The 23,119-nt window shown below is 69.1% G+C and carries 20 protein-coding genes and 2 riboswitches; of the genes, 9 read left to right on the plus strand and 11 right to left on the minus strand.

What is annotated here, in order from left to right; translation table 11 throughout:
- The first annotated feature begins 14 nt into the window (after nucleotides 1-14).
- From AC6CID_RS12620 to AC6CID_RS12630, 3 genes are read left to right on the plus strand one after another with little or no spacing between them, the layout of a single operon-like run.
- A complete protein-coding gene (locus AC6CID_RS12620; RefSeq protein ID WP_019291054.1) occupies nucleotides 15-785 on the plus strand; it encodes a CbtA family protein in 771 nt (256 codons plus the stop codon).
- A 4-nt stretch (nucleotides 786-789) separates the two neighbouring features.
- Nucleotides 790-2,268 carry a cobyric acid synthase gene (locus tag AC6CID_RS12625; protein ID WP_498354030.1) on the plus strand — a complete coding sequence of 493 codons (1,479 nt, stop codon included), beginning with the start codon at nucleotides 790-792 and terminating at the stop codon, nucleotides 2,266-2,268.
- Complete coding sequence (locus AC6CID_RS12630; protein ID WP_498354031.1) at nucleotides 2,265-3,095, plus strand: cobalt-precorrin-6A reductase; 831 nt, start codon at nucleotides 2,265-2,267, stop codon at nucleotides 3,093-3,095. The genes AC6CID_RS12625 and AC6CID_RS12630 overlap by 4 nt, the downstream gene beginning before the upstream one ends.
- Here the strand turns inward: AC6CID_RS12630 and abmR are convergent.
- Both abmR and AC6CID_RS12640 read right to left on the minus strand, forming a co-directional pair.
- The gene (gene abmR, locus AC6CID_RS12635; protein ID WP_024101881.1) at nucleotides 2,998-3,546 is read right to left on the minus strand and encodes an ATP-binding transcription factor AbmR; all 549 of its coding nucleotides are present in this window, start codon (nucleotides 3,544-3,546) and stop codon (nucleotides 2,998-3,000) included. The two genes, AC6CID_RS12630 and abmR, sit on opposite strands and share 98 nt — an antisense overlap.
- 121 nt (nucleotides 3,547-3,667) lie before the next feature.
- Nucleotides 3,668-4,189, minus strand: a complete 522-nt coding sequence (locus AC6CID_RS12640) for an Rv2732c family membrane protein (RefSeq protein WP_498354032.1) — start codon at nucleotides 4,187-4,189, stop codon at nucleotides 3,668-3,670.
- A gap of 102 nt (nucleotides 4,190-4,291) precedes the next feature.
- Here AC6CID_RS12640 and AC6CID_RS12645 point away from each other — a divergent pair, with 102 nt between their 5' ends.
- Nucleotides 4,292-4,993 (plus strand): haloacid dehalogenase type II, encoded by a 702-nt coding sequence (locus tag AC6CID_RS12645; protein ID WP_498354033.1) that lies wholly within the window; start codon nucleotides 4,292-4,294, stop codon nucleotides 4,991-4,993.
- 185 nt (nucleotides 4,994-5,178) lie between these two features.
- Here the strand turns inward: AC6CID_RS12645 and AC6CID_RS12650 are convergent, their stop codons facing one another.
- The 4 genes from AC6CID_RS12650 to AC6CID_RS12665 are packed head-to-tail and all read right to left on the minus strand — an operon-like array spanning nucleotide 5,179 to nucleotide 10,959.
- A complete protein-coding gene (locus tag AC6CID_RS12650) occupies nucleotides 5,179-6,096 on the minus strand; it encodes a cobalamin biosynthesis protein (RefSeq protein WP_498354034.1) in 918 nt (305 codons plus the stop codon).
- Nucleotides 6,093-8,468: a bifunctional hydrogenobyrinic acid a,c-diamide synthase/histidinol phosphate aminotransferase CobBC gene (gene cobBC / locus AC6CID_RS12655; RefSeq protein WP_498354035.1), complete on the minus strand. Its 2,376-nt coding sequence runs from the start codon at nucleotides 8,466-8,468 to the stop codon at nucleotides 6,093-6,095. The genes AC6CID_RS12650 and cobBC overlap by 4 nt, the downstream gene beginning before the upstream one ends.
- Entirely contained in the window at nucleotides 8,465-9,079 is a 615-nt protein-coding gene (gene cobO / locus AC6CID_RS12660; RefSeq protein ID WP_498354036.1) for a cob(I)yrinic acid a,c-diamide adenosyltransferase, read from the minus strand. The genes cobBC and cobO overlap by 4 nt, the downstream gene beginning before the upstream one ends.
- Nucleotides 9,079-10,959, minus strand: coding sequence for a VWA domain-containing protein (locus tag AC6CID_RS12665; RefSeq protein ID WP_498354037.1), 1,881 nt, complete (start codon nucleotides 10,957-10,959; stop codon nucleotides 9,079-9,081). Before AC6CID_RS12665 ends, cobO begins: the two co-directional genes overlap by 1 nt.
- Nucleotides 10,960-10,994: 35 nt before the next feature.
- Nucleotides 10,995-11,190, minus strand: a riboswitch (cobalamin riboswitch).
- Nucleotides 11,191-11,231: 41 nt separating this feature from the next.
- On the opposite strand from AC6CID_RS12665, the gene AC6CID_RS12670 reads away from it, so the two are divergent.
- Nucleotides 11,232-12,452, plus strand: a complete 1,221-nt coding sequence (locus AC6CID_RS12670) for a bifunctional cobalt-precorrin-7 (C(5))-methyltransferase/cobalt-precorrin-6B (C(15))-methyltransferase (RefSeq protein ID WP_006552971.1) — start codon at nucleotides 11,232-11,234, stop codon at nucleotides 12,450-12,452.
- Entirely contained in the window at nucleotides 12,449-13,210 is a 762-nt protein-coding gene (locus AC6CID_RS12675) for a cobalt-precorrin-4/precorrin-4 C(11)-methyltransferase (protein ID WP_006552970.1), read from the plus strand. Before AC6CID_RS12670 ends, AC6CID_RS12675 begins: the two co-directional genes overlap by 4 nt.
- A gap of 102 nt (nucleotides 13,211-13,312) precedes the next feature.
- On the opposite strand, the gene AC6CID_RS12680 is transcribed toward AC6CID_RS12675, so the two are convergent.
- Genes AC6CID_RS12680 through AC6CID_RS12690 form a run of 3 tightly spaced genes read right to left on the minus strand, consistent with a single transcriptional unit; the run spans nucleotide 13,313 to nucleotide 16,583 of the window.
- Entirely contained in the window at nucleotides 13,313-14,869 is a 1,557-nt protein-coding gene (locus tag AC6CID_RS12680; protein ID WP_498354038.1) for a precorrin-2 C(20)-methyltransferase, read from the minus strand.
- Nucleotides 14,866-15,516 carry a precorrin-8X methylmutase gene (locus AC6CID_RS12685; protein ID WP_217579520.1) on the minus strand — a complete coding sequence of 217 codons (651 nt, stop codon included), beginning with the start codon at nucleotides 15,514-15,516 and terminating at the stop codon, nucleotides 14,866-14,868. The genes AC6CID_RS12680 and AC6CID_RS12685 overlap by 4 nt, the downstream gene beginning before the upstream one ends.
- The gene (locus AC6CID_RS12690; protein WP_064061258.1) at nucleotides 15,513-16,583 is read right to left on the minus strand and encodes a ferredoxin-like domain-containing protein; all 1,071 of its coding nucleotides are present in this window, start codon (nucleotides 16,581-16,583) and stop codon (nucleotides 15,513-15,515) included. Before AC6CID_RS12690 ends, AC6CID_RS12685 begins: the two co-directional genes overlap by 4 nt.
- A gap of 37 nt (nucleotides 16,584-16,620) precedes the next feature.
- A riboswitch (cobalamin riboswitch) is annotated at nucleotides 16,621-16,813 on the plus strand.
- Between the two features lie 53 nt (nucleotides 16,814-16,866).
- On the opposite strand from AC6CID_RS12690, the gene cobN reads away from it, so the two are divergent.
- Together cobN and cobF are read left to right on the plus strand one after the other, a co-directional pair.
- Nucleotides 16,867-20,478, plus strand: coding sequence for a cobaltochelatase subunit CobN (gene cobN, locus AC6CID_RS12695; protein ID WP_498354039.1), 3,612 nt, complete (start codon nucleotides 16,867-16,869; stop codon nucleotides 20,476-20,478).
- Nucleotides 20,475-21,221: a precorrin-6A synthase (deacetylating) gene (gene cobF, locus AC6CID_RS12700; protein WP_482127522.1), complete on the plus strand. Its 747-nt coding sequence runs from the start codon at nucleotides 20,475-20,477 to the stop codon at nucleotides 21,219-21,221. Before cobN ends, cobF begins: the two co-directional genes overlap by 4 nt.
- On the opposite strand, the gene AC6CID_RS12705 is transcribed toward cobF, so the two are convergent.
- Both AC6CID_RS12705 and AC6CID_RS12710 read right to left on the minus strand, forming a co-directional pair.
- Complete coding sequence (locus AC6CID_RS12705) at nucleotides 21,204-21,995, minus strand: class I SAM-dependent methyltransferase (protein ID WP_064061256.1); 792 nt, start codon at nucleotides 21,993-21,995, stop codon at nucleotides 21,204-21,206. The genes cobF and AC6CID_RS12705 overlap by 18 nt on opposite strands.
- 60 nt (nucleotides 21,996-22,055) lie before the next feature.
- Entirely contained in the window at nucleotides 22,056-22,193 is a 138-nt protein-coding gene (locus tag AC6CID_RS12710; RefSeq protein WP_016691526.1) for a hypothetical protein, read from the minus strand.
- A 125-nt stretch (nucleotides 22,194-22,318) separates the two neighbouring features.
- On the opposite strand from AC6CID_RS12710, the gene AC6CID_RS12715 reads away from it, so the two are divergent.
- Nucleotides 22,319-23,119, plus strand: a complete 801-nt coding sequence (locus tag AC6CID_RS12715; protein ID WP_064061255.1) for an SDR family NAD(P)-dependent oxidoreductase — start codon at nucleotides 22,319-22,321, stop codon at nucleotides 23,117-23,119.

Below are 23,119 nucleotides of genomic sequence, written 5' to 3' on the forward strand. Positions count from 1 at the left end.
GAACGGGGACCACGATGCCCGGAACCTACCTCCACCTGCTGCTGCGGGGCCTGCTCGCCGGACTCGTCGCGGGTCTGCTCGCCGGCGGTGTCGCCTTCGTCGTCGGCGAACCCCACATCGAATCCGCGATCGCGCTCGAAGAAGCTGCCGGCGAAGCGCATTCGCATGATCACGACCACGCTGCGACCACCGGGGAATCCCACGGTCACAGTCACGGCGAGGATGCGCTCGTCGACCGTACCGGGCAGAAGGCCGGACTGTTCCTCGCGACGACTCTCGCCGGTCTCGCGTTCGGCGCCCTCTACGCGTCGGTGCTGCACTTCGCGCGTCGCCTCACCGACATGCCGGGCTGGAAGCTCGGATTGTTCGGGGCGGCCGGAGCGTGGCTCGCCGTCGAGGCCGTCCCGTTCGTGAAGTATCCGGCGAATCCGCCGGCCGTCGGTGATCCCGACACGATCGATCAACGCACCCTGCTGTGGCTCGCCTCGGTCGTTCTCGGACTCGTCGCGATCGCAGTGGCCGTCGCGGTGGCGAAGGCGCTGGCCGCCCAGGATCTGCACACCGTCCGCATCGCAGGACCGGCGGTCGCCTTCCTCGTCGTGGTGGGTCTCGGATATCTCGCCTTGCCGAAAATCGACGAGGTGGGGGAGGGCTTCCCCGCGACGCTGCTGTGGGAGTTCCGGGTCGCGTCGTTCACCGTGCAGCTCACCCTGTGGGCGGTGCTCGGTGTGGTCTTCGCGTACCTCACCGAACGCGCGTCCCGTCGCGTGACGATCCCGGCCTGACGGCATGGGTTCGGGTCTGCTCGTCGCCGGAACGACCTCGGATGCAGGAAAATCCGTGGTCGTCACCGGGATCTGCCGATCCTTGGCGCGGCGCGGCCTGAAGGTCGCGCCGTTCAAGGCGCAGAACATGTCGAACAACTCGATGGTGACGAGCGAGGGCGCGGAGATCGGGCGCGCCCAGTGGATCCAGGCAGTGGCTGCCCGTGCGATCCCCGAGGCCGCGATGAACCCGGTGCTGCTCAAGCCCGGCGACGACCGGCGCAGCCACGTCGTGGTTCTCGGGCGGCCGGCCGGAGCGCTGGAGGCGGGTGAGTTCGCCGGTGGACGAAAGCATCTCGCCGACGCGGCATTCGGTGCCTTCGACGACCTCCGGCGTAGATTCGACGTGGTGGTGTGCGAAGGTGCCGGGAGCGCGGCCGAGATCAATCTGCGCGACCACGACTATGTGAACATGGGTCTGGCGCAACATGGTTCGATGCCGACCGTCGTGGTCGGCGACATCGACCGCGGTGGTGTGTTCGCCTCGATGTACGGGACGCTGGCCCTGCTCGGCGCCGCAGATCAGCAGTTGATCCGCGGCTTCGTGATCAACAAGTTCCGCGGCGACGTCTCGCTCCTGAAGCCCGGACTCGACTCGCTCGAACGGCTCACCGGCCGCCCGGTGCTCGGCGTGCTGCCATGGCAACGCGACCTGTGGCTCGACTCGGAGGATTCACTCGCCCTCACCTCCCGTCCCGCACACGATGGTGACGGCGCACTGAGCATCGCCGTCGTGATGCTGCCGCGGGTCAGCAACTTCACCGATGTCGACGCGTTGTGCCTCGAACCGGACGTGCGGGTCCGCTTCGTCGACGACCCGCGAGCGCTCGCCGGCGCCGACGTCGTGATCGTGCCCGGAACACGCGCGACCCTCGCGGATCTCGCGTGGCTGCGCTCGCGAGGACTCGACACCGCGATCGTCGACCACGTCCGCCGAGGTGGACCGGTCCTCGGTATCTGCGGCGGCTTCCAGATGCTCGGCACGCGCATCGACGACCCGCACGGCGTCGAGGGTGTTCCCGGCGCAAGCGCCGCGGGTCTCGGGTTGCTCCCGGCCCGAACCGAGTTCGGACACGAGAAGGTCCTCCGATTGCCGAGGGGGTCAGCGTTGGATGCGGCTGCCTCCGGATACGAGATCCATCACGGACGCGTCACCGTCGACGGTGGCACCGAATTCCTCGGTGGCACCCGGGAGGGTTCGGTGTTCGGCACCATGTGGCACGGCGCCCTCGAAGGGGACGCGTTGCGCTGGGCGTGGTTACGCGAGGTCGCTGCGGTGGTGGGCCGCGAGATCCGCACCGGGGAAGTGAGTTTCCCGGCCGCACGCGAGGTCCGCATCGAGGCGCTCGCGGACCTCGTCGACGAACATCTCGACATGGACGCTCTGCTCACCATGCTCTCCGACGAGCGAACCCTGCCCGTGCTGAGGGGAACCCTGCGGTGACGGTCCTCATCCTCGGTGGGACAGGGGAAGCCCGTTCCCTCGCCGCGGCATTGGACGACGCGGACATCGCGTTCGAATCCTCCCTGGCAGGCCGAGTCCGCAATCCACGCCTGCCCGTCGGTCCGGTGCGCATCGGAGGGTTCGGCGGAGCGGACGGTCTCGTCCGGTACCTGACCGAGCGCGGTATCCGAGCCGTCGTCGACGCCACCCATCCGTTCGCCGCGGGCATCAGCGCGAACGCCGCCGCGGCATGCGCCGCCGCGAACGTGCCACTGGTGCGCCTGCAACGACCGGGCTGGCACGACGCGCACGGCCGGTGGACGTGGGTCGACGACCACGACGGCGCCGCGCACGTCGCCGCGACCGGCCGGAGGATCTTCCTCAGCACCGGACGGCAGACACTCGACCGCTTCGTCGGACCGCTCGCCACGCACGACGTGCTCGTCCGCGTCGTCGATCCACTGACGACCGAACTGCCACCGAGCTGGTCGGTGCTGCTCGGACGCGGCCCCTACACGGCGAGTGACGAACGGAAGCTACTGCTCGACAACGGGATCGATACCCTCGTCACGAAGGATTCGGGTGGTTCGCTCACCCGCGGCAAACTCGACGCCGCCGATGAACTGGGCGTGCGCGTGATCGTCATACGCCGCCCGCCCACACCCCGCGGTGTCGCCGCGGTGGAGACCGTGACGCTAGCGCGGGAATGGGTCCTCCGGGTGGCGGAGGTCAGACCTGCGGACCTTCGGAACGCAGATCGTCGACCTTCTTCATCGCTTCGCGCAGTTCCCGGAGCCACTGCTCCGAGTGCTGCCCCACGAGCCTGACGGTCCACTTCAGTGCGTCCGAACGGGACCGCGCGACACCGGCGTCGACGAGGGTGTCGAGCACCTTCCGTTCGGGTTGGCGCAGTCGCGTCATGACCGGGACGGCGAGGTGGGTGAACAGGTCGGTCCGGTCGCCGACCGTCACGCCCCAGGCCACCTTGCGGCCGTAGCGGGCCTCGGCCTCGTCGGCGATGCGCATCCGGTCGGCGCGCGTGGTCTCGCGGAATCGAGCGATGCGTCCGTCGATCTCGGTGTCGCTCGTGCCGTCGGGTACCCCGAGGGGGCCGACGACGAAGATCTCTTCTCTGTCGATCTCGATGTCGGGCGGTCCGGTGAACCAGTCGTCGGGGAGCCTGCCGGCGAACCACTCGGCGGCATCGCTCGCGTCGGGGACGTCTGCCTGTTGCCAGCCGCCCGGTCGTCCGAATCCGTGGATGTGTGAATGTCGCATGATGTCCTCCTCGGGACGCGACCCGGTGCGTGTCGCACCGATCAACCTGTGCGCGTTGCACTGATTACAGTGTTGCACCGCAAGCGTGTCGTGCGCCACTGTCGAGCGGCGAACGGTGCGGTCAGCGACCGTTCCGGGGAGTCAGAACTCCGGAGGTGACCGGAGGGGCGCTGCGCAGGGGAGCGGTGGAGAGCACGACGGGTAACCACACCGCAGTGGATGCCATCACCGCGCCCCAGCACAGATACAGGCCGACGTGCGGTGCGTGAGAGGTGTGGGCGACCATCCCGGCCTGTGACCAGACGGCGAACAGTCCCACCATCGACGCCGCCCCCGAACCGAGCATCGCGAGCGTTGCGGCACCCCACCGGCGGCGGAGCAATGCGACGAGCGGTACGAGGATGCCGAACACCACCACGAAGACGTCGAAGACACGGAGGGGAAGGGTTGCGGCCTCGGAGTCCCAGCGCAGAAGGGTCGTCAGGGACGTCACCGAAGTGGCCTGGGGAAGCAGCAGACCCATGACCAGCAGCGCGACGCACCCGGCCAGGATCCGGACCCGCGAGCGGCCGACGACCACCTTACCGGCGACGCGGTGTTCGATGCGATCGAGATCGTGACGGAATTCCGCCAGGTCGTCCATGGTGCACCCCCGGAGCGCGGCGACGCTTCGGTCCCAGTATGCGACGCGGGTCACATCGGCGTGCGGGTTCGGGAAAGCAGTTTCGGGCAGGCGCGATCGGGCATGCTCCAAGGCGTGAGCCGATACGACGCGTACATCTTCGACGTGCAGGGCACGCTGATGGACTTCTACACCCCGGTCACCCGGGCGGTGGCCCATGCGCTCGGACCCGATGCCGATCCGGCGACCGTGGGCGACCTGGTGCGGGCCTGGAGGGGCGACTACTACGAACGCATCCTCCGTCTCGACCAGTCGGTGGAGAAGTGGTATCGCGTGCAGGACTCCTACGTCGACGGACTCGGCGACGTGTGCGAGCAGTTCGGGATCGACCTTCCCAAGGACGTGCGCGTCGAGACGGCGCGGGCCTGGCAACGCCTCCAGGCATGGCCGGACGTGCGGCCCGGGCTGAACGAACTCCGTTCGCAGGCAGTGGTGGCGACACTGTCCAATACGGACATGGCCACGATGATCGCGCTCTTCCGCGACCAGCAGCTCGAGGCCGATGCCATCCTCACGGCCGAACTGTTCGGCGCCTTCAAACCCGAACGTTTCCTGTACGAGCGCACCTGCCGGTATCTGGGCGTCGATCCCTTCCGGGCCGCGATGGTCGCGTCGCATCCCTACGATCTGCGGGCCGCCCGCGAAGTCGGACTGAACACCGTCTTCGTGTACCGGCCGCTCGAGAACGGCCGCGTCGAGGACTCGGTCGACGACACCGAGGGGGAGTTCGACCACCGCATCGAGGACCTGCGGGACATTCCGTGACAGGTTGTCGGCCGTGGACGCCGACGTGTTGTCGGAGTTGACGCGACCGACTCGGCGTGGCGCAGTGCGCCATGTTCGTCGCGCACAGCAACCGGAGTTACGTTTCGGGCAGAACGAACACGGATTCACCCCGGAATTTCACCCTCGGCCGGAGTTCCCGTCGTGGCTGGGTAATATCGGGGAGACTATCGACGGACGAGGGCGACCGCGATGGCGGTCGCCACGGCTCCGAGTCCGACCTTGGAGGCGAGTCGCGCGGTACGGCCGATATCTTCCGGGGCCGGCGCGGGTCCGTCGCCGAGCGTGCCGCGATCCTCGACCACACCGTGATAGACGTTCGAGCCGCCGAGCCGGATCCCGAGAGCACCGGCGAACGCCGCTTCGACCGGACCGGCATTCGGACTCGGATGCTGACGGGCGTCCCGGCGCCACGCCCGGACCGCGCCCCGGCCGTCGTCACCGAGTGCGACAGCCAGCAGGGCGGTGAGGCGAGCGGGGACGAGGTTGAGCAGGTCGTCGAACCGGGCCGAGGCCCAGCCGAACCGTTCGAGCCGCGGCGTGCGGTGACCGACGCGCGCGTCCAGGGTGTTCGCGGCGCGGTACCCGAGCAGGCCGGCCGGACCGAGGACCGCACCCCACCACAGCGGGGCGACGACGGCGTCGGAGGTGTTCTCGGCGACCGACTCGATCGTGGCGCGCGCGATCCCGTTCTCGTCGAGCCGAGACGGGTCGCGGCCCACCAGGTGGGTCACCTGTTGCCGCGCCGCGGCGAGATCGCCGTTGCGGAGTTGGGCGTCGATCGTCCGGGCCTCGAATCCGAGGGAGCGGCCGCCGAGCACGGTCCAGGTGGTCAGCGCCGTGACCGCCACCGCCGGCACCGGACGACCGCGGGTCGCGTGGTCGGCGACGTATCCCAGCGCTCCGGCAGAGCCGACCAGCAGCGAGGTGAACACCACCCCGGCAACGCGGTGGTCGGCATACAGCCGGCCCTCGGCGGCGCGCGCCAACTTCCCGAAGCCGCTCACGGGATGCCACCGCTGCGGGTCGCCGACGAGTTGGTCGGCGGCGTAGCCGAGCGCCAGTCCGAGTGCCCTGTGCTTCACAGGATCGTTCTCCACGCCTCGACGAGCGTTGCCGTGGTCGCCGCGTCGCGCACCGCGATCCGTACCCAGTCGTCACCGAGGCCGGGGAAGGTGTCGCCGCGACGCAGCGCGAAGCCCTTCTCCCGCAATCTCTCCCGCGTTCCCTCTGGCGTTTCCGCCAGCACGAACGGGGCTGTCGCGGGGGAGACCACGTGGATTCCGAGTCCGGTGAGGGCGTCGACGAGAACCTTCCTGTCGCCGGCGATCTCCTGTGCGATCACCTCGGTCTCGCGTACTGCGTCACCGGATGCGCACGCGATCATCGCGGCCCCTGCGGGAGTGGACACCGACCAGGGTGGTTGCTGCGCGGCGAAATCCGCGAGCACTGCGGCGTCGCCGACCACGTATCCGGCGCGCAGACCCGGGATCGCCCACGTCTTGGTGAGCGACCGCAGCACCACGAGTCCCGGAACGAGCTGTCCCGTCAACGATTCGGTTTCGCCGGGAACGGCGTCCATGAACGCCTCGTCGACCACGACCACCCGTCCCGGTCGGGTCAGTGCCAGGAGCGTGTCGGCTGGGTGCAGGACCGAGGTGGGATTCGTCGGATTGCCGACGATGACCAGGTCGGCATCCTCCGGGACCGCGCCCGGATCGAGGACGAACCCGTCATCGCAGCGCAACACGACCCGCGTGACACGATGTCCGGCGGCCAACAGTGCGGCCTCCGGTTCGGTGAACTGCGGGTGCACCACCACCGGCTTCCGCCACGCCCGTGCCCGAGCGATCAATGTGAACGCCTCGGCACCTCCGGCGGTCGGGAGGACCTCGTCGACGCTGCGGCCGTGACGATCGGCGAGAGCGGCGCGTGCATCGCTCGGGTCGGGATACCGGGCGAGATCGTCCAGCGATGCACGCAGGGCTTCGTCGAGCCATGCCGGTCGCGGTCGGCGCGAGACGTTGACGGCGAGGTCGACCAGCCCCTCGGTCGCGTCGCGGTCGCCGTGATGGTGCAGGTCGGGTTCGGGTGTTCGACGACGCGCAGGTGCCGAGGTGGGTTCGGGGGCGGGTTCCGCCGACCGTGCGGCGTCTGCGAACCGTCGTGCGAGATCGGGATGTCCGGCCCAGTGCGTGTGCAGGTACGACGCATGCACCGTTGCGGTGGCGATGCCGTCCGGCCGGCCGTCGAGCAGCCACGCGGCAGACGAGCCGGAATCGATCACGGTGCGGTGGAATTCGTGGCCGGTGACGCGGGTGCCGGCGGAGGCGAGCAGGGTGTCCTGCGGCGCGATCGCGGTGCGGTAGCCGAGGGTCAGGCGCGGGGTCATCCGTGCCGCAGTGTCGAGGGCTCCCACCATCTCGTGCCCGTCGACCTCGCGCCCCAGATAGAGCAGACCGGCGCACTCGGCGACGGTCGGAACTCCGGCCGCGATCGCGGCACGCAGGTGCGTGCGCAAGGGGAGGTTCGCGGCGAGGTCGGCGGCATGTACCTCGGGGAACCCGCCGCCGAGGTAGATGCCCGCGGTGCCGGTGGGCAGTCGTTCGTCGCGCAGGGGATCGAAGGTCACCGATCGGCATCCGTGTGCGCGCAGCAGTTCCTCGGTCTCGGTGTAGCGGAAGGTGAAAGCGCGGCCTCCGGCGACGGCGATCACCGGTCCGTCCTCGGTGGGCGTGCCCGGTGACCACGGTGTTGCCGGCAGGTCGGGTGCTGCCGAGGCGATACCGAGGATCTCGGTGAGGTCGATGCGCTCGGCGATCCGCGCGGCGAGACGATCCACCTGCGCGGTCGCCTCGTCGCGCTCCTCGGCGGGCACCAGGCCGAGATGGCGCGAGGGGACGGTGACGCCGTCGTCGCGACCGAGCACACCGAGCACCGGGATACCGGTCGGTTCGAGTGCGCGGATCACCTCGTCCGAATGTCGCTGCGATCCGGTCTTGTTCAGGATCACGCCGGCGATCCGCGTGCCGCGGTCGTAGGACGCCATGCCGTGCACGATCGCCGCGATCGACCGGGAGGCGTGCGAGACGTCGACGACGAGGACCACCGGTGCGGACAGCAGGGCCGCGGTGTGGGCGGTAGACGCGTACCCGTCGGTGCCGATCATCCCGTCGTACAACCCCATGACCCCTTCGATCACGGCGATGTCCGCACCGGCGGCGCCGTGCAGGAAGAGAGGAGCGACGAGGTCCTCGCCGACGAGGTGCGGGTCGAGGTTGCGGCCCGGTCGGCCGGTGGCGAGCGAGTGGTAGCCGGGATCGATGTAGTCGGGACCGATCTTGTGCCCCGACACGATGTGGCCGGCGCGACGCAGTGCCGCCATGAGGCCCGTGGCGACGGTGGTCTTCCCGTGCCCGGATGCCGGTGCGGCGACGACGACGCGTGGAACCCTCACCACTCGATCCCTCGTTGGCCTTTCTGTCCCGCATCCATCGGATGCTTGACCTTCGTCATCTCCGTCACCAGGTCGGCGACCTCGACGAGCTTCGGGTGCGCACGCCGCCCCGTGATCATGACGTGCTGACGTCCCGGCCGTGAGGTCAGCGTATCGACGACCTCGTCGATGTCGACCCAGCCCCAGGCGATCGGATAAGTGAACTCGTCCAGCACGTAGAGGCCGTGCTGCTCCGCGGCGAGACGTCGCTGGATCTCACGCCACCCGGCGAGCGCATCGGCGGCATGATCCTCCTCGGTGCCTTCCTTGCGCGACCACGACCAGCCGGAACCCATCTTGTGCCACTCGATCGGCCCCCCGGTGCCGCGCTCGGCGTGCAGATCGGCGAGGGTTTCGAAGGCGGTCTGCTCGCCGAGTCGCCACTTGGCGGACTTGACGAACTGGAAGACGGCGACCGACCAGCCCTGGTTCCAGCCACGCAGTGCGAGGCCGAATGCGGCTGTGGACTTTCCTTTTCCGTCACCGGTGTTGACCATCAGCAGCGGCCGGTTGCGGCGCTGCCGGGTGGTGAGACCGTCGGCGGGGACGACGGTGGGTTGTCCCTTCGGCATCAGGCGGCCCTCTCCCGGACGATTCCGGTCAAAGCGTCGGCATCGACCTCACCGACGGGCACATACTCGGCGCCGAGGCGTTCGGCGAGACGGGCCGCGAGACCCATCCGGAACCGGCCCGTCTCGGAATCGACCACCACGGAGGAGATTCCCTGTGCAGCGATGACGTCCGCGGCGTCGAGCGAGCGCTGCACAGCGTCCGGTCCGGCGGTGGCGCGACCGTCGGTGACCACGACGAGCAGGGCGCGTCGACGCGGATCCCGCAGGGAATGACGCCGAAGGGTGGTGGCCGATTCGATCAGTCCCTCGGCCAGCGGGGTCCGTCCACCGGCGGGAAGTTCTCGCAGCCGTGCGGCAGCCACGTCCACCGAATTCGTCGGCGGGAGTGCGACGGTCGCACCGGTGCCGCGGAAGGTCACGAGTCCGACGGTGTCGCGACGGCGGTAGGCGTCGAGCAGCAGCGACAGGACAGCGGTCTTGACCTGCACCATCCGGTTGCGTGCTGCCATCGACCCGGATGCGTCGACGCAGAGCAGGACGAGATTGGTCTCGCGGCCTTCGATGATCTTGCGGCGCACCTGCAGACCCCGATCGGTGAAGGCGGACGCGCGGATCGTGGCGGGCAGATGAACCGGGCCGGTGTCGCCGCGGCGACTACCCACGGTACGGCCGATCGTGGTGACCGCCCGCGACCGGCGACCGGCCGCCCCGCGCCCGACCCGATCGACGGAGAACACCCTGGCGCGAAAAGGATCCGTCGCCGACGCCAGGCTGGTGGACGACCGATCACCCGAACCGGAGGACGTCTCCGCCGCCGAGTCGTCGGGTGCGCTCTCGCCACCACCGGGATCGTCGTCGGGGTCAGGATCCGGATCGTCTCCACCGAGAAGTTCGTCGAGCAGATCGTCGCTGCTGGTGGGGGCGTCGAAGGGGTTGCGGCGCCGACGGTGTGGCAGGGCGAGTCGGGCCGCTGCCGCGATGTCCTCGCGTGTCACCTCGAGCCGGTCGTGCCAGGCCGCGTGTGCGATCGCCGTGCGGGCGGTGACCAGGTCGGCGCGCATGCCGTCCACGTCGAACGCCGCGCACACCTCGGCGATCGAGACCAATGCGTCGTCGCTCAGTGCGACCTGCGGGACGAGTTCGCGGGCGGAGGCGACTCGCCGCGACCACTCTGCGTCCCGATCCGCCCATCGCGCGGTGAACCCGGCCGGGTCGGCGTCGAAGGCCATCCGCCGCCGCACGATCTCGGCGCGCATGTGCGGGTCGCGGGGCGCGGTCACGTCCACGGCGAGTCCGAAGCGGTCGAGCAACTGCGGGCGAAGCTCACCCTCCTCGGGATTCATCGTTCCGACCAGTACGAATCGGGAGGCGTGCTCGACGGAGACCCCGTCGCGTTCGACGGTCGAGCGGCCCATCGCCGCGGCGTCGAGCAGCAGGTCGACCAGGTGGTCGTGCAGGAGGTTGACCTCGTCGACGTACAGCACGCCGCGGTGGGCCAGTGCCAGAAGACCGGGTTCGTATTCGGCCGTGCGGTCGGCCAGTGCCTTGCCGAGATGCAACGCTCCGGTGACGCGATCCTCCGCCGCGCCGACGGGTAGTTCCACCAGCCGGACCGGCCGGACATGCGAGGCCGCACCGGGCGGATGGGGGCCGTCCGGGCAGGACTGATCGGGGGCGTCCGGATCGCACGAGAACCGGCACCCGTCCACGACGGTGACCGGGGGCAACAGTGCGGCGTGGGCACGCACCGTCGTCGATTTCGCGGTGCCCTTCTCGCCACGCACCAGCACACCGCCGATCGTCGGCGACACCGCACACAGGGTCAGGGCCAGCGCGAGGTCGTCGGAACCGACCACCGCACCGAACGGATACACGTGCACTTCGACCTCCACAGGCTCCCGCTGGGATGTTTTTCGCGGCAAGCTGTTCGAAGGCCGGTATTCGGACTTCCCGGTCGGACGCCGTGCGATCGCCTTCCCGGACCGGACGGTCCAGTGGCTGCGCGGATGCGCGTGATCGACGACTCCCGGGTCACCGCAGCGGGCCTGTGCCGGATTCTCACCGGCTTCCCGATTATCCCCGTGAGGGGCACCTTCGATTGCCTTGCCACGGCCGAGTCTAGGCCATGGCGCGTGGGCTATGGTTCACCGCCATGGGACCGATACGACAGACGACAGGCATCACCGTTGTCGGAATCGGGGCGGACGGATGGTCCGGTGTGCCGTCCACCGTCCGGGAGCGGATTCTCGCGGCCGAGGTCCTGCTCGGCGGCCGGCGCCACCTCGACCTGGTTCCCGCCGGCACAGCGGTGCGCGAGGAGTGGCCGTCGCCGCTCCTGTCCGGGCTCGACGACCTCCTCGACCGGCACGCCGGCAAGGACGTCGTCGCGCTCGCATCCGGTGATCCGCTGGTCTCCGGGATCGGCACCACGCTGATCCGACGCCTCGGAGGCGACGCCGTGGAGGTGATCCCGGCGATCTCGTCGGTGGCACTTGCCCGTGCACGCATGGGCTGGTCCGCGGAGGAGTGCGAGACGATCACCGTCGTGGGTCGCGAGATCGATGCTCTGCGCAGAGTTCTGACGCGCGGACGCAAACTCGTCGTCCTCGTCGACGGTGCACGTGTCGCGGATGTTGCGACGCTCCTGGAGGCCGCCGGTTTCGGGAACTCACGGGTCGCGGTGTTGTCGCATCTCGGTGCTGCGGACGAGTCCCGGATCGATGCGAAGGCGGCCCATCTGACCGATACGGGCGTCCGGTCTCTGAGTCTGATGTGCGTCGAGGTCGACGGCCCCGCCGGGTTGTCGGTGCTGCCCGGTCTCGACGACTCCCTGTTCGAGCACGACGGGCAGCTCAGCAAGCGGACCGTACGCCTCGCGGCGGTGTGCGCACTCGCACCGCGACCGGGCGAGTTGCTGTGGGACGTCGGTGCGGGAGCCGGGTCCGTCGGAATCGAATGGGCGCGAACCGATCCGCGCTGTCGTACTCTCGCGATCGAGAAGGACGAACGGCGCGCGGGCGCGATCGAACGCAATGCCGCCGCGTTGGGTGTGCCGTCGATCGTGCGCATCGTCCGAGGTGCTGCACCTGCCGCGCTCGTCGGACTCCCGGTGCCCGACGCGATCTTCGTCGGCGGAGGAGGAAGTCGCGAGGGTGTGCTCGACACGTGTTGGGACGCATTGCCTCCCGGCGGTCGGCTCGTCGCGCACGCGGTGACGCTGGAGACCGAGGCCGTCCTGGTGCAGTGGTGGAAGACGCACGGCGGTGAACTCACTCGTCTGTCCGTCGAACACGCAGATCCCATAGGAACATTCACCGGCTGGCGTGCGCAGCGACCGGTCGTGCAATGGAGCGCAGTGAAAGGCGAACGATGACCGTCCATTTCGTAGGATCCGGACCCGGAGCGGCCGACCTGCTCACACTGCGAGCGGTGAATCTGCTGCGCGAGGTCCCGGTCGTGCTGTACGCCGGTACCTATCTCGATGCCGACACCCTCTCGCACTGCCGTGACGACGCCGAACTGGTCGACACGCAACACCTGGACCTCGACGAGATCACCGCGCATCTCGTCGACGCGCACCGGCGCGGCCTCGACGCCGTGCGGCTGTGCTCCGGCGACCCGTCGCTGTACTCGGCGCTCACCGAGCAGACGCGACGGCTCGACGCCGCGGGCGTGCCGTGGGACGTCACACCCGGTGTGCCCGCCTACGCCGCGGCCGCGGCGGCACTCGGTACCGAGCTGACGGTCCCCGAACTCGTGCAGACGGTCGTGCTGACCCGCACGCAGGCCCGATCGACGGCGATGCCCGACAGCGAGGCTCTGGCGCGGGTCGCAGGAATCCGGGCGAGTCTCGTCCTGCACCTGGCGATCACCCGCATCCGCGTCCTTGCCGAAGAACTCACTGCCGAATACGGCGCCGATTGCCCCGTCGCGGTGGTCGCGTTCGCGTCGCGACCGAACCAGGTCGTGCTGCGCGGCACCCTCGCCGACATCGCCGACGGTGTCGAGGCGGCGGGACTGAAGCACACTGCGGTGATCGTCGTCGGACACGCTCTCGGCGTGCGTGAACGGCCGGATGTGGCCTGTTCACACCTCTACGACCCTTCCCGCGAGCGCGCCGGTCTCGGATAGCTCCATCCTCGCGCGCCGAACCGGGGTTCGCCCCGGTTGCAACAGTGGCGAACCCCGGTTCACCGCGCGAACCTGTTGACAACCCGCGGGTGAACACCGCAGTCAAGCGGTTGTCGAGGATCCCGAATGGCGACCGTCGACCGACCGTTTCGTCCACACCGCACCCGAAGGCATCACGAAGGTCCCCGCAGCGCCGACGATGAGCAGGCACTTCATGTCGATGCTCGCCGGATCGAGCTTCTCGAGCGTCGTGACCTCGAGCGACTCGCCGGACCGTCCCACATCGCGTCCGATCACGACGACGGTGTCGGCCGGACGATGCTTCAAAAGTACCGTTTTCGCGTCTGCGACCTGCGTCGTCCGAGACCGCGACGCCGGGTTGTAGATGCCCAGGACGAGATCGGCCTCGGACACCGCTGCCAGCCGCTTCTCGATCACGTCCCACGGCTTGAGTCGATCCGACAGGCTCATCACCGCGAAGTCACCACCGATCGGGGCGCCGGCCCGCGCTGCCACGGCCTGCACCGCGGAGACACCCGGCAGGACGCGAATGGGTACGGACGCGTACTTCTCGTCCTGCGCGGCCTCGAACACCGCCGACGCCATGCCGAACACTCCGGCGTCACCACCGGAGACCACGGCGACCTTCTCACCCGCCAGGGCGAGATCGAGCGCGAATCGCGCGCGGTCCACCTCCACGGTGTTGCCACTCGAATGCCGGTGCAGCCCGGTGCGAACCGGAACGCGGTCGACGTACGGTCCGTAGCCGACGACGTGATCGACCTGTGTGAGCGCGTCCGCCGCTTCGGGTGTCAGCCACTTCTCGTCGGCCGGTCCCAACCCGACGATGAGCAGTTCGTTCGCCTCCGGATGTGTCGTCTCGGCCGAGACGGACGGCCGCGAGCGGTCGGCGACCGCCCGATTCCTCGGGGAGTGGTCACCGGCGGTGAGGATCACCGAGAAGTACGGCACCGCGTCGGCGTCGACCTCGGCGACCGGCAGGATGCGTTGCCGATCCATCGACGCGCGTTCGACATAGACGGCGTCGTCGAGGCGACCGGATTGGGCGAGAGCCTCGCGCACAGCGGGAAACGTCCTGCCCAGCTTCATGATTGCCGCACCGTCGGTGTCGGCGAGCCGTCGTGCGAGCTCCGGGGCGGGGAGTGTGCCGGGCAGGATGGTGAGGACGTCGGTGCGGCGCACCATCGGCTCGGCGGCCGCGGCAGAGGCGGCGGACACCGAGGTCACGCCCGGCACCACTTCCGTCGGGTATCGCGGAGCGAGCCGATCGTGCAGGTACATGTACGAGCCGTAGAACAGAGGGTCGCCCTCGCAGAGCACGACGACGGTGCGTCCCGCGTCGAGGTGGACGGCCAACCGGGCGGCGGACTCGTCATAGAAATCGGCGATCGCACCGTCGTAACCACCCGGGTGCTCGGTGGTGCCCGTCGTCACCGGGTACACCAGCAGTTCCTCGATCACGCCGTCCGGGATCAGGTCGGCGGCGATCGACCGGGCGATGGATCGGCCGTGCGTGCCGGAGTAGTAGGCGAGGACGTCGGCCTCGGCGATCAGCCGCGCGGCCTTGCGTGTGATGAGTTCGGGATCGCCGGGACCGAGTCCCACGCCGTAGAACCTGCCGGACACCGTGTCACTCATTCCTTCTCCTGGGCAAGTGCGTTGATCGCGGACGACGCCATCGCCGACCCGCCGCGGCGGCCCCGCACCACCAGATGGGGTATCTGCAGCCGATGGTCGAGCAGCGCTTCCTTGGATTCGGCGGCGCCGATGAACCCGACGGGCACCCCGACGATCGCGGCCGGCCGGGGGGCGCCGGCGTCGAGCATCTCGAGGAGATGGAACAAGGCCGTCGGGGCATTACCGATCGCGACGACTGCACCCTCGAGGCGGTCGGCCCACAGGGACACCGCCGCAGCGGAGCGGGTCGTGCCCCAGCGCTCGGCGAGTTCGGGGACACGCGGATCGGCGAGCAGACACACCACGTCGTTGCCAGCGGGCAGTCGTGTGCGGGTGACTCCCGACGCCACCATGTTCGCGTCGGTGAGGATCGGAGCGCCCGCGTTGAGCGCAGCGCGTGCGGCCGGAACAAGATCGGGATGGATCACGAGATCCCGTGCCAGATCGGTCTGTCCGCTCGCGTGGATCATCCGGACCGCGATCTTCTCCGCCGTCGCGGGGATCGCGGTCAGATCCGATTCGGCGCGGATCGTCGCGAACGACCGGACGTAGATCTCGGCACCGTCGGTGACGTAGTCGTACCGACGCGGGGGAGGTCGAAGGGTCACGGGGTGCTCCTGGCAAGAACGACGCGGTGAGGCGAGTGTGGTGCGCCGCAGACGCGCTCGCATCCGGCGACGTGAATTCGGGGATCGGTGGTATTTCCGGCGACGATCCGGCGAGCCAGCGCTCGGGTGTCACCTTCGGCGAGGCTACACCCGGGCGCTCCCGTGCACGCTGTCACCCGCTGCCACGCCGAATCCGGGGCCGTCTCGAAGCCGGTCTCGCGAAGCGCGACGAGATCCGACCCGGACGGGAGTATCAGGCCGCGCCAGGGCGTGACGACCACACCTCGATCGGGCAGTGCAGCAACCATGGCGGGGGTGAGGATTCCCAGGGGGACCAGCACCGACACCGCATCGCCGAGCATGCCGTACGGCATCGTGAAGGCCGGTGGCCGCGGAGCGGGATCGGTGCCACCGAGTTCCGCTCCCGCACGCGGGAGTTGACGCACGTGCCACACCGACTCGCGAATCTCGACGAACCGGCGGGCCTGGCGCAGGAGCATCTCGGGAACCTGGGTGAGCCGCACCGTCGGCCCGTCGAGTCCACCCACGACGATGCGTGCGGTCCCGTCGTCGAGTGCGACAGCGGTGAGGTCGCACCGCAGCGTCGCGACGTCGCCGCGACCGTCGTCGAGGCCGAACAGGAACCGGCCGGGCAGATCGGCGAGGACCGGATCGGCGCACAGTCCGGCGTCGAGATCGCGGACGAGAGGCCGGACGTCGGTGAGTCCACCCACGAGTCCCGACAGCGGCGACGCGACGATGTTCCGCACCCGTTCGTGGCTCGCCGAGGGCAGCAGCCCGGCCGCCGTGACGGCGTCGGCCAGTCCCGCGGGGACGGCACCGCACTCGTCGAGGTCGATACCTCTGAGCTGCAGGTTCCCTCGCGACGTCAGGTGGACGTCGCCGTCGGCGTAGGCGGTCGATGCGTTCGACAGTGCTCGGAGCGCCCCGTCGGGTACCTGCCCTCCGGGCACGCGGAGCCGCACCAGCGCGCCGTCCGCCGCGACATGCGGGCGAAGGATTCCGGGGCACCGATCGGGAGGGAGAGGGGGTGGCAGAGCATCCACGGACGCACATGGTTGCACACCTTTCCGGCCGGGTGCGCTACTCTCGGTTTGCCGTGGTGCTCGGGAAGCCGGTGGGAAACCGGCGCGGCCCTCGCCACTGTGAGCGGATAGTTGCTCGCCCTCGTCCGTACCGGTCCGCCGGTGTGGAGGCCACTGGATCTCATCCGGGAAGGTCGGTGGAGCAGCGACGACCCGTCAGCCAGGAGACCGGCCACGGCACGTGAGGTCCACGAGGGTTTTGGAGACTGAACATGGCTGTACGCCTGTGTTTTCGGGTTGCGTCGTGACGCGCCTGACTTTGTTGTCGACGTCCGACACCGACCTGCTGTCGGCTCGGTCGAGCGATGTCGAGTGGGCGCTGGGTAACCCGTCCCGCCTCGACGTGTCCACCGAACTGCCCGGTCTGCTCAGCGGATCGGACCTGGTCGTCGTGCGGATCCTGGGGTCCGCGCGCAGTTGGCGCGACGGGCTCGACACCGTGCTCGCGACCGGCGTCCCGGTCGTCGTTCTCGGTGGTGAACAGACCCCGGACGCCGAGCTCATGGGGCATTCGACGGTGCCGATCGGCATCGCCGCCGAGGCTCACCGCTATCTCGCGTACGGCGGTCCCGCCAACCTCGCGCAGCTCCATGCCTTCCTCACCGACACCGTGCTGCTCGGCGGTGAAGGCTTCGATCCGCCCGTCGAATTGCCCGAGTGGGGTGTGCTCGACCGGCCCGAGGGGCCGGCCGACGACCGGCTGCCACTCGTCGGTGTGCTGTTCTACCGGGCCCACCACACCAGCGGAAACGTGCAGTTCGCGCACGATCTCGCCGACGCGATCGACGCGACCGGCAGGGCCCGCGGCGTCGTGATCCACTGCGCCTCGTTGCGGGGAGCGTCCGAGGATCTGCTCGCCGAACTCGGCACCCTGGATGCGCTCGTCGTGACGGTGCTCGCGGCCGGCGGAACCAAGCCCGCCACCGTGAGCGCGGGAGGTGAGGACGAGGCGTGGGACGTCGGGGCGCTCGCTGCGCTCGACATCCCGATCCTGCAGGCCCTGTGCCTGACCTGGAGTCGCGAGGATTGGGCGGAGTCGGACGACGGTGTGTCGCCGCTGGATTCGGCCACGCAGATCGCGGTCCCCGAGTTCGACGGCCGCATCATCACGGTGCCGTTCTCGTTCAAGGAACTCGACGCCGACGGACTGCCCCGCTACGTCACCGACCCGGAACGGTGCCGTCGCGTCGCCGGTATCGCGGTGGCGCACGCACGACTGCGACACGTACCGCCGCCGCAGCGCCGGATAGCCATCATGCTGTCCGCCTACCCGACCAAACATTCCCGGGTCGGCAACGCCGTCGGTCTCGACACCCCGGTGTCGGCGATCCACATGCTGCGCGCTCTACGCGATGCCGGATACGACCTCGGCGACGGATTTCCCGGCATGGACGTCGAGGACGACACCGAAGCCGGTAACACCCTCATCCACGCCCTGATCGATGCGGGCGGTCAGGACGAGGAGTGGCTCACCGCCGATCAGGTCGCCGGAAACCCGGTGCGGGTGAGCACATCCGACTATCTGGCATGGACGAAGGACCTGCCTGCCGAGCTCACCGACGCGATGAGCGAGGCGTGGGGCCCGGCGCCCGGGTCGCTGTTCGTCGACGGCAGCGGTGGCGACAAGGCGATCGTGCTGGCGACCCTGCAGGCCGGCAACGTGGTGCTGATGATCCAGCCGCCCCGGGGATTCGGCGAGAATCCGGTGGCAATCTACCACGATCCCGACATGGCGCCGTCGCACCATTACCTCGCCGCGTACAAGTGGATCGAACACGGCTTCGGTGCCGATGCCGTGGTTCACCTGGGCAAACACGGTTCGATGGAATGGCTGCCCGGAAAGAACGCGGGCCTGTCCGCGGCGTGCGCGACCGACGCGGCCATCGGCAATCTGCCGCTGATCTATCCGTTCCTCGTCAACGATCCGGGTGAAGGTGCGCAGGCCAAGCGCCGTGCCCATGCGATCATCGTCGATCACCTGATCCCGCCGATGGCGCGCGCCGAATCGTACGGCGACATCGCTCGTTTGGAGCAACTGCTCGACGAGTACTCCAACATCGCCGCGATGGACCCGGCGAAACTGCCCGCGATCCGCGCGCAGATCTGGACGTTGATCCAGGCGGCGAAACTCGATCACGATCTCGGGCTCGACGACCGCCCGCACGACGCCGAGTTCGACGACTTCCTGCTGCACGTCGATGGATGGTTGTGCGAGGTCAAGGACGCGCAGATCCGCGACGGCCTGCACGTTCTCGGTGCCGCACCGGTCGGGGAGGCACGGGTGAATCTGGTGCTGTCGATCCTGCGTGCCGCCCAGATATGGGGTGGCAAGAGTAACGCCGTCCCTGGATTGCGCACCGCGCTGGGACTGAAGCCCGACGCCCCGCTGACCGAGGTCGACGGAATCGAGAACATCGCACGGGCGCTCGTGCAGGCCATGGAGGACGACGACTGGAACACCGGGTCGGCCGCGCGCGTTGTCGAATCCGTTCTCGGCCATATCGATTCCGAGGTCGCGCGGGTGCTCACCTTCGCTGCCGACGAAGTGGTTCCCCGGCTCGCGGGCACGACTGCCGAGCTCGACGCCGTGCTCCACGCGCTCGACGGCGGGTACGTCCCGGCCGGCCCGTCCGGTTCACCCTTGCGTGGACTGGTCAACGTGCTGCCGACCGGGCGCAACTTCTACACCGTCGACCCGAAGGCCGTCCCGAGCCGCCTCGCATACGACACCGGTGTCGCGTTGGCGGACAATCTGATCGAGCGGTATCTCGCCGATACGGGGGAGTACCCGCAGTCGGTCGGCCTGTCGGTGTGGGGGACCTCGGCGATGCGCACCGCCGGCGACGACATCGCCGAGGTGCTCGCGCTCATCGGTGTGCGGCCGGAATGGGACGCCGAGTCGCGTCGGGTGCGCGAACTGACCGTGATCCCGCTCGAGGAACTCGGCCGGCCCCGCATCGACGTCACGGTCCGCATCTCCGGTTTCTTCCGTGATGCGTTCCCGCACGTCATCGGGATGCTCGACGACGCGATCCGCATGGTCGCCGCCCTCGACGAACCCGACGAGCAGAACTACGTGCGAGCCCACGCTCGGCGGGACGAAGCCGAACACGGCGACGCCGACCGTGCGGTGCGGCGCATCTTCGGATCGAAGCCCGGCTCGTACGGTGCGGGCATCCTGCAGCTCATCGACTCCGGCAACTGGCGCACCGACGCCGATCTCGCCGAGGTCTACACGGCGTGGGGCGGATTCGCCTACGGGCGCGGTGTGCACGGAGTTGCGGCCGCCGACGACATGCGCACGAACTACCGCCGGATCGCGGTGGCGGCCAAGAACACCGATACCCGTGAACACGACATCGCCGACTCGGACGATTACTTCCAGTACCACGGCGGCATGGTCGCGACGGTGCGGGCACTGACGGGCACCGACCCGAAGGCGTACATCGGCGACTCCACCACACCCGACGCGGTGCGGACACGCTCACTGGCGGAGGAGACCGCGCGGGTCTTCCGGGCGCGGGTCGTCAACCCGAGGTGGATCGGCGCGATGCGCCGGCACGGCTACAAGGGCGCCTTCGAACTCGCCGCGACCGTCGACTACCTGTTCGGCTACGACGCCACCGCAGGTGTCGTCGAGGACTGGATGTACGAGTCGCTTGCCCAGAACTACGCGCTCGACCCCGCGAACCAGCAGTTCCTCCGCGAAGCGAATCCGTGGGCGTTGCGCGGCATCGTCGAACGACTCACCGAGGCGGCCGATCGCGGACTGTGGTCCGAGCCCGATCCGGAGACGATGAACAGGCTGCAGCAGGCCTATCTCGACGTCGAGGGCGATCTCGAGGACCGGGGGTGAGAGTTCGGCTCATCGGGATCGGCCCCGGCGGACCGGACGATCTCACGGTCGCGGCGGTGCACGCCCTCGAGAGCGTCGACGTCTTCCTCGTACCCGACAAGAACCGGGGCGTGGACGATCTCGTCGAGGTGCGCGAGGGCATCCTGCGCCGCCACACCTCCGGTGCGCATCGGGTGATCGTGGTGGCCGACCCGCCCCGCGACCGGAATCCGGACCGGTACGGCGACGAGGTGCGCGACTGGCACGCCGCCCGCGCCGCAGCCTACGAATCCGTTCTGCTCGAACAGGTTCGGGACGACGAAACCGTCGGATTCCTCGTATGGGGAGACCCGAGCCTGTACGACAGCACGATTCGTGTCGTCGACCGCATCCTCGGGCGAGGGAACGTGCGGTTCGATTATGACGTCGTTCCCGGGGTCAGCAGTGTGCAACTGCTGGCGGCCCGGCATCGTCTCGTGCTCAACACCATCGGCGGGCCGATCACCGTCACGACCGGTCGCAGGCTGGTGCAGGACGTCGCAGCGGGTGCGTCGAACATCGTGGTGATGCTCGACGGCGGCCTCGCCTGCGCGGACCTCGACGGGGCCTGGAACATCTGGTGGGGTGCGAATCTGGGGACCGACGACGAAGAACTCGTCGCCGGCCCGCTCGCCGAGGTGCTCCCGGCGATCCGGGAGGCTCGTGCCCGGGCCAAGGGGGTCCGAGGCTGGGTGATGGACACCTATCTACTCCGACGAGGATGAGTTCGGGTCGCCCGGAACCGTTCCCCGCGCGTACCAGGCGCGGGCGTCGAGCGAGAACGGTCCCGACGGAAGAGCATCACGACAGGCGTCACGTACTGCAGCGCGGTGCCTTTCGGGCATCGACACCAGGTGCCGCCCGGCCGGTCCTACGCCGAACGTGAAGGGCTCCCAGAAGTCGGAGAAATCGGCGTAGTCCACGCGTGCGGACAGGGCACCACCGATCACGTCGTCCAGACCGGCACGGCGGAACCGCTCGGCGATGTCGCCCTCGGTGGTACCGGCCAACCTCGTCTCACCCGGAGACCCGGGCTCGACCGTTCCCACCGCGGCCCAGAAGATGCGGAGCATCGTCATCCCGCCGGCCGTGGTGTCCCACATGCATGCGGCGACGGTGCCGCCCGGGCGGGTCACCCGCACCATCTCGCGCACGCCCAGTTCGGGATCGTTCATGAATCCGAGGACCAGCGACGCCAGGGTGACGTCGAACGTTCCGTCCGGCCACGGCAGATTCTCGGCCACCCCGATGCGGACGTCGATCTCCGGTGCTATCTGCCGGCACGCCGCTGCGAACTGGGGAGCCGGGTCGATCGCCGCGACGTTCGCTGCGCCGACCCGGCCGACCAGTTCACGGGTGAGCCCACCCGGTCCGCAGCCCACGTCGCAGACCCGATGTCCGCCCCTCACCCCGCTCGCGTCCGCCAGGGCGGGCGCGAGCGTCGCTGCGTAGCGGCCCATGAAGCGGTTGTACTGTTCGGCAGGTCCGGCGAACTGCATGCACTCAAATCTATCGGCCCGATCGGTGGCCTCGTGGCCGTTCACATCGTCCGGATCGGGTCACTTCTCGTCGTCGTCCGAACGCTCGACCACCTCGGGGGCGTTCTCCCGGGTCGCCATGCCGCCGTTGCGACCGTGATCGACCGGACCCGGCGGGTCCTTGCGCACCTCGTCGTCCTTCTTCTTCGACGTCGTCACTTCTACCTCCGTACGCTGGGCCGACTCGTGTCCGGGCGGATACCCGCAGACGTGCACGCGCACACTTCGGGTGGCGTCGGGCCGCCGGACCGGATTGACTGGACCCAACGACACGAGGAGGCAGCATGCAGATCCGTGACAGGGTTTTCGTCGTCACCGGTGGAGGCAACGGGATCGGACGCGACGTCGTCCTCGAACTCCTCGTGCGTGGGGCGCGGGTCGCGGCGGTCGACCTCCGCGCCGAGGCTCTCGACGGCACCCGTGCCCTGGCGGTCGCGTACGACGACCGTCTGACCACCCACACGGTCGACGTCTCCGATCGCGGCGCGGTCGAAGCCCTGGTGGTGGAGGTGACCGCAGCACACGGGCAGGTCGACGGGGTCGCCAACGTCGCCGGCATCATCCAGAAGTTCGTCCCATTCGCGGACCTGCCGTACGACGAGATGAACAAGGTGCTCGACGTCAACTACTGGGGCGTCGTGCACATGTGCAAAGCGTTCCTCCCCGAGCTGCTGAGCCGTCCCGAAGCGAGCCTGCTCAACGTGTCGAGCATGGGTGCCTTCGTGCCGGTGCCGGGCCAGTCCGTCTACGGCGCGAGCAAGGCGGCGGTCAAACTGCTCACCGAAGGTCTGTACGCCGAACTGCGCATGACGAAGGTCGCGGTGACGCTGGTGTTCCCAGGCGCCGTCCGCACCGGCATCGCCGAGAACTCCGGTGCCGCCATCCCGGGACGCAGCACTGACGCCTCCGTCAAGATCACCTCGTCCGCCGAGGCAGCCCGCAGGATCGTCGACGCGATCGAGAAGGGCACCTTCCGGGTGTGCATCGGCAAGGACGCGACGATGCTCGACCTGCTCGCCAGGCTCATGCCGCGTCGCAGCATCGAGTTCCTGGCGAAGAAGATGGGCTCGCTCGTCGAGCGCTGA

It is taken from the genome of Rhodococcus sp. GQ147 (assembly GCF_059759155.1).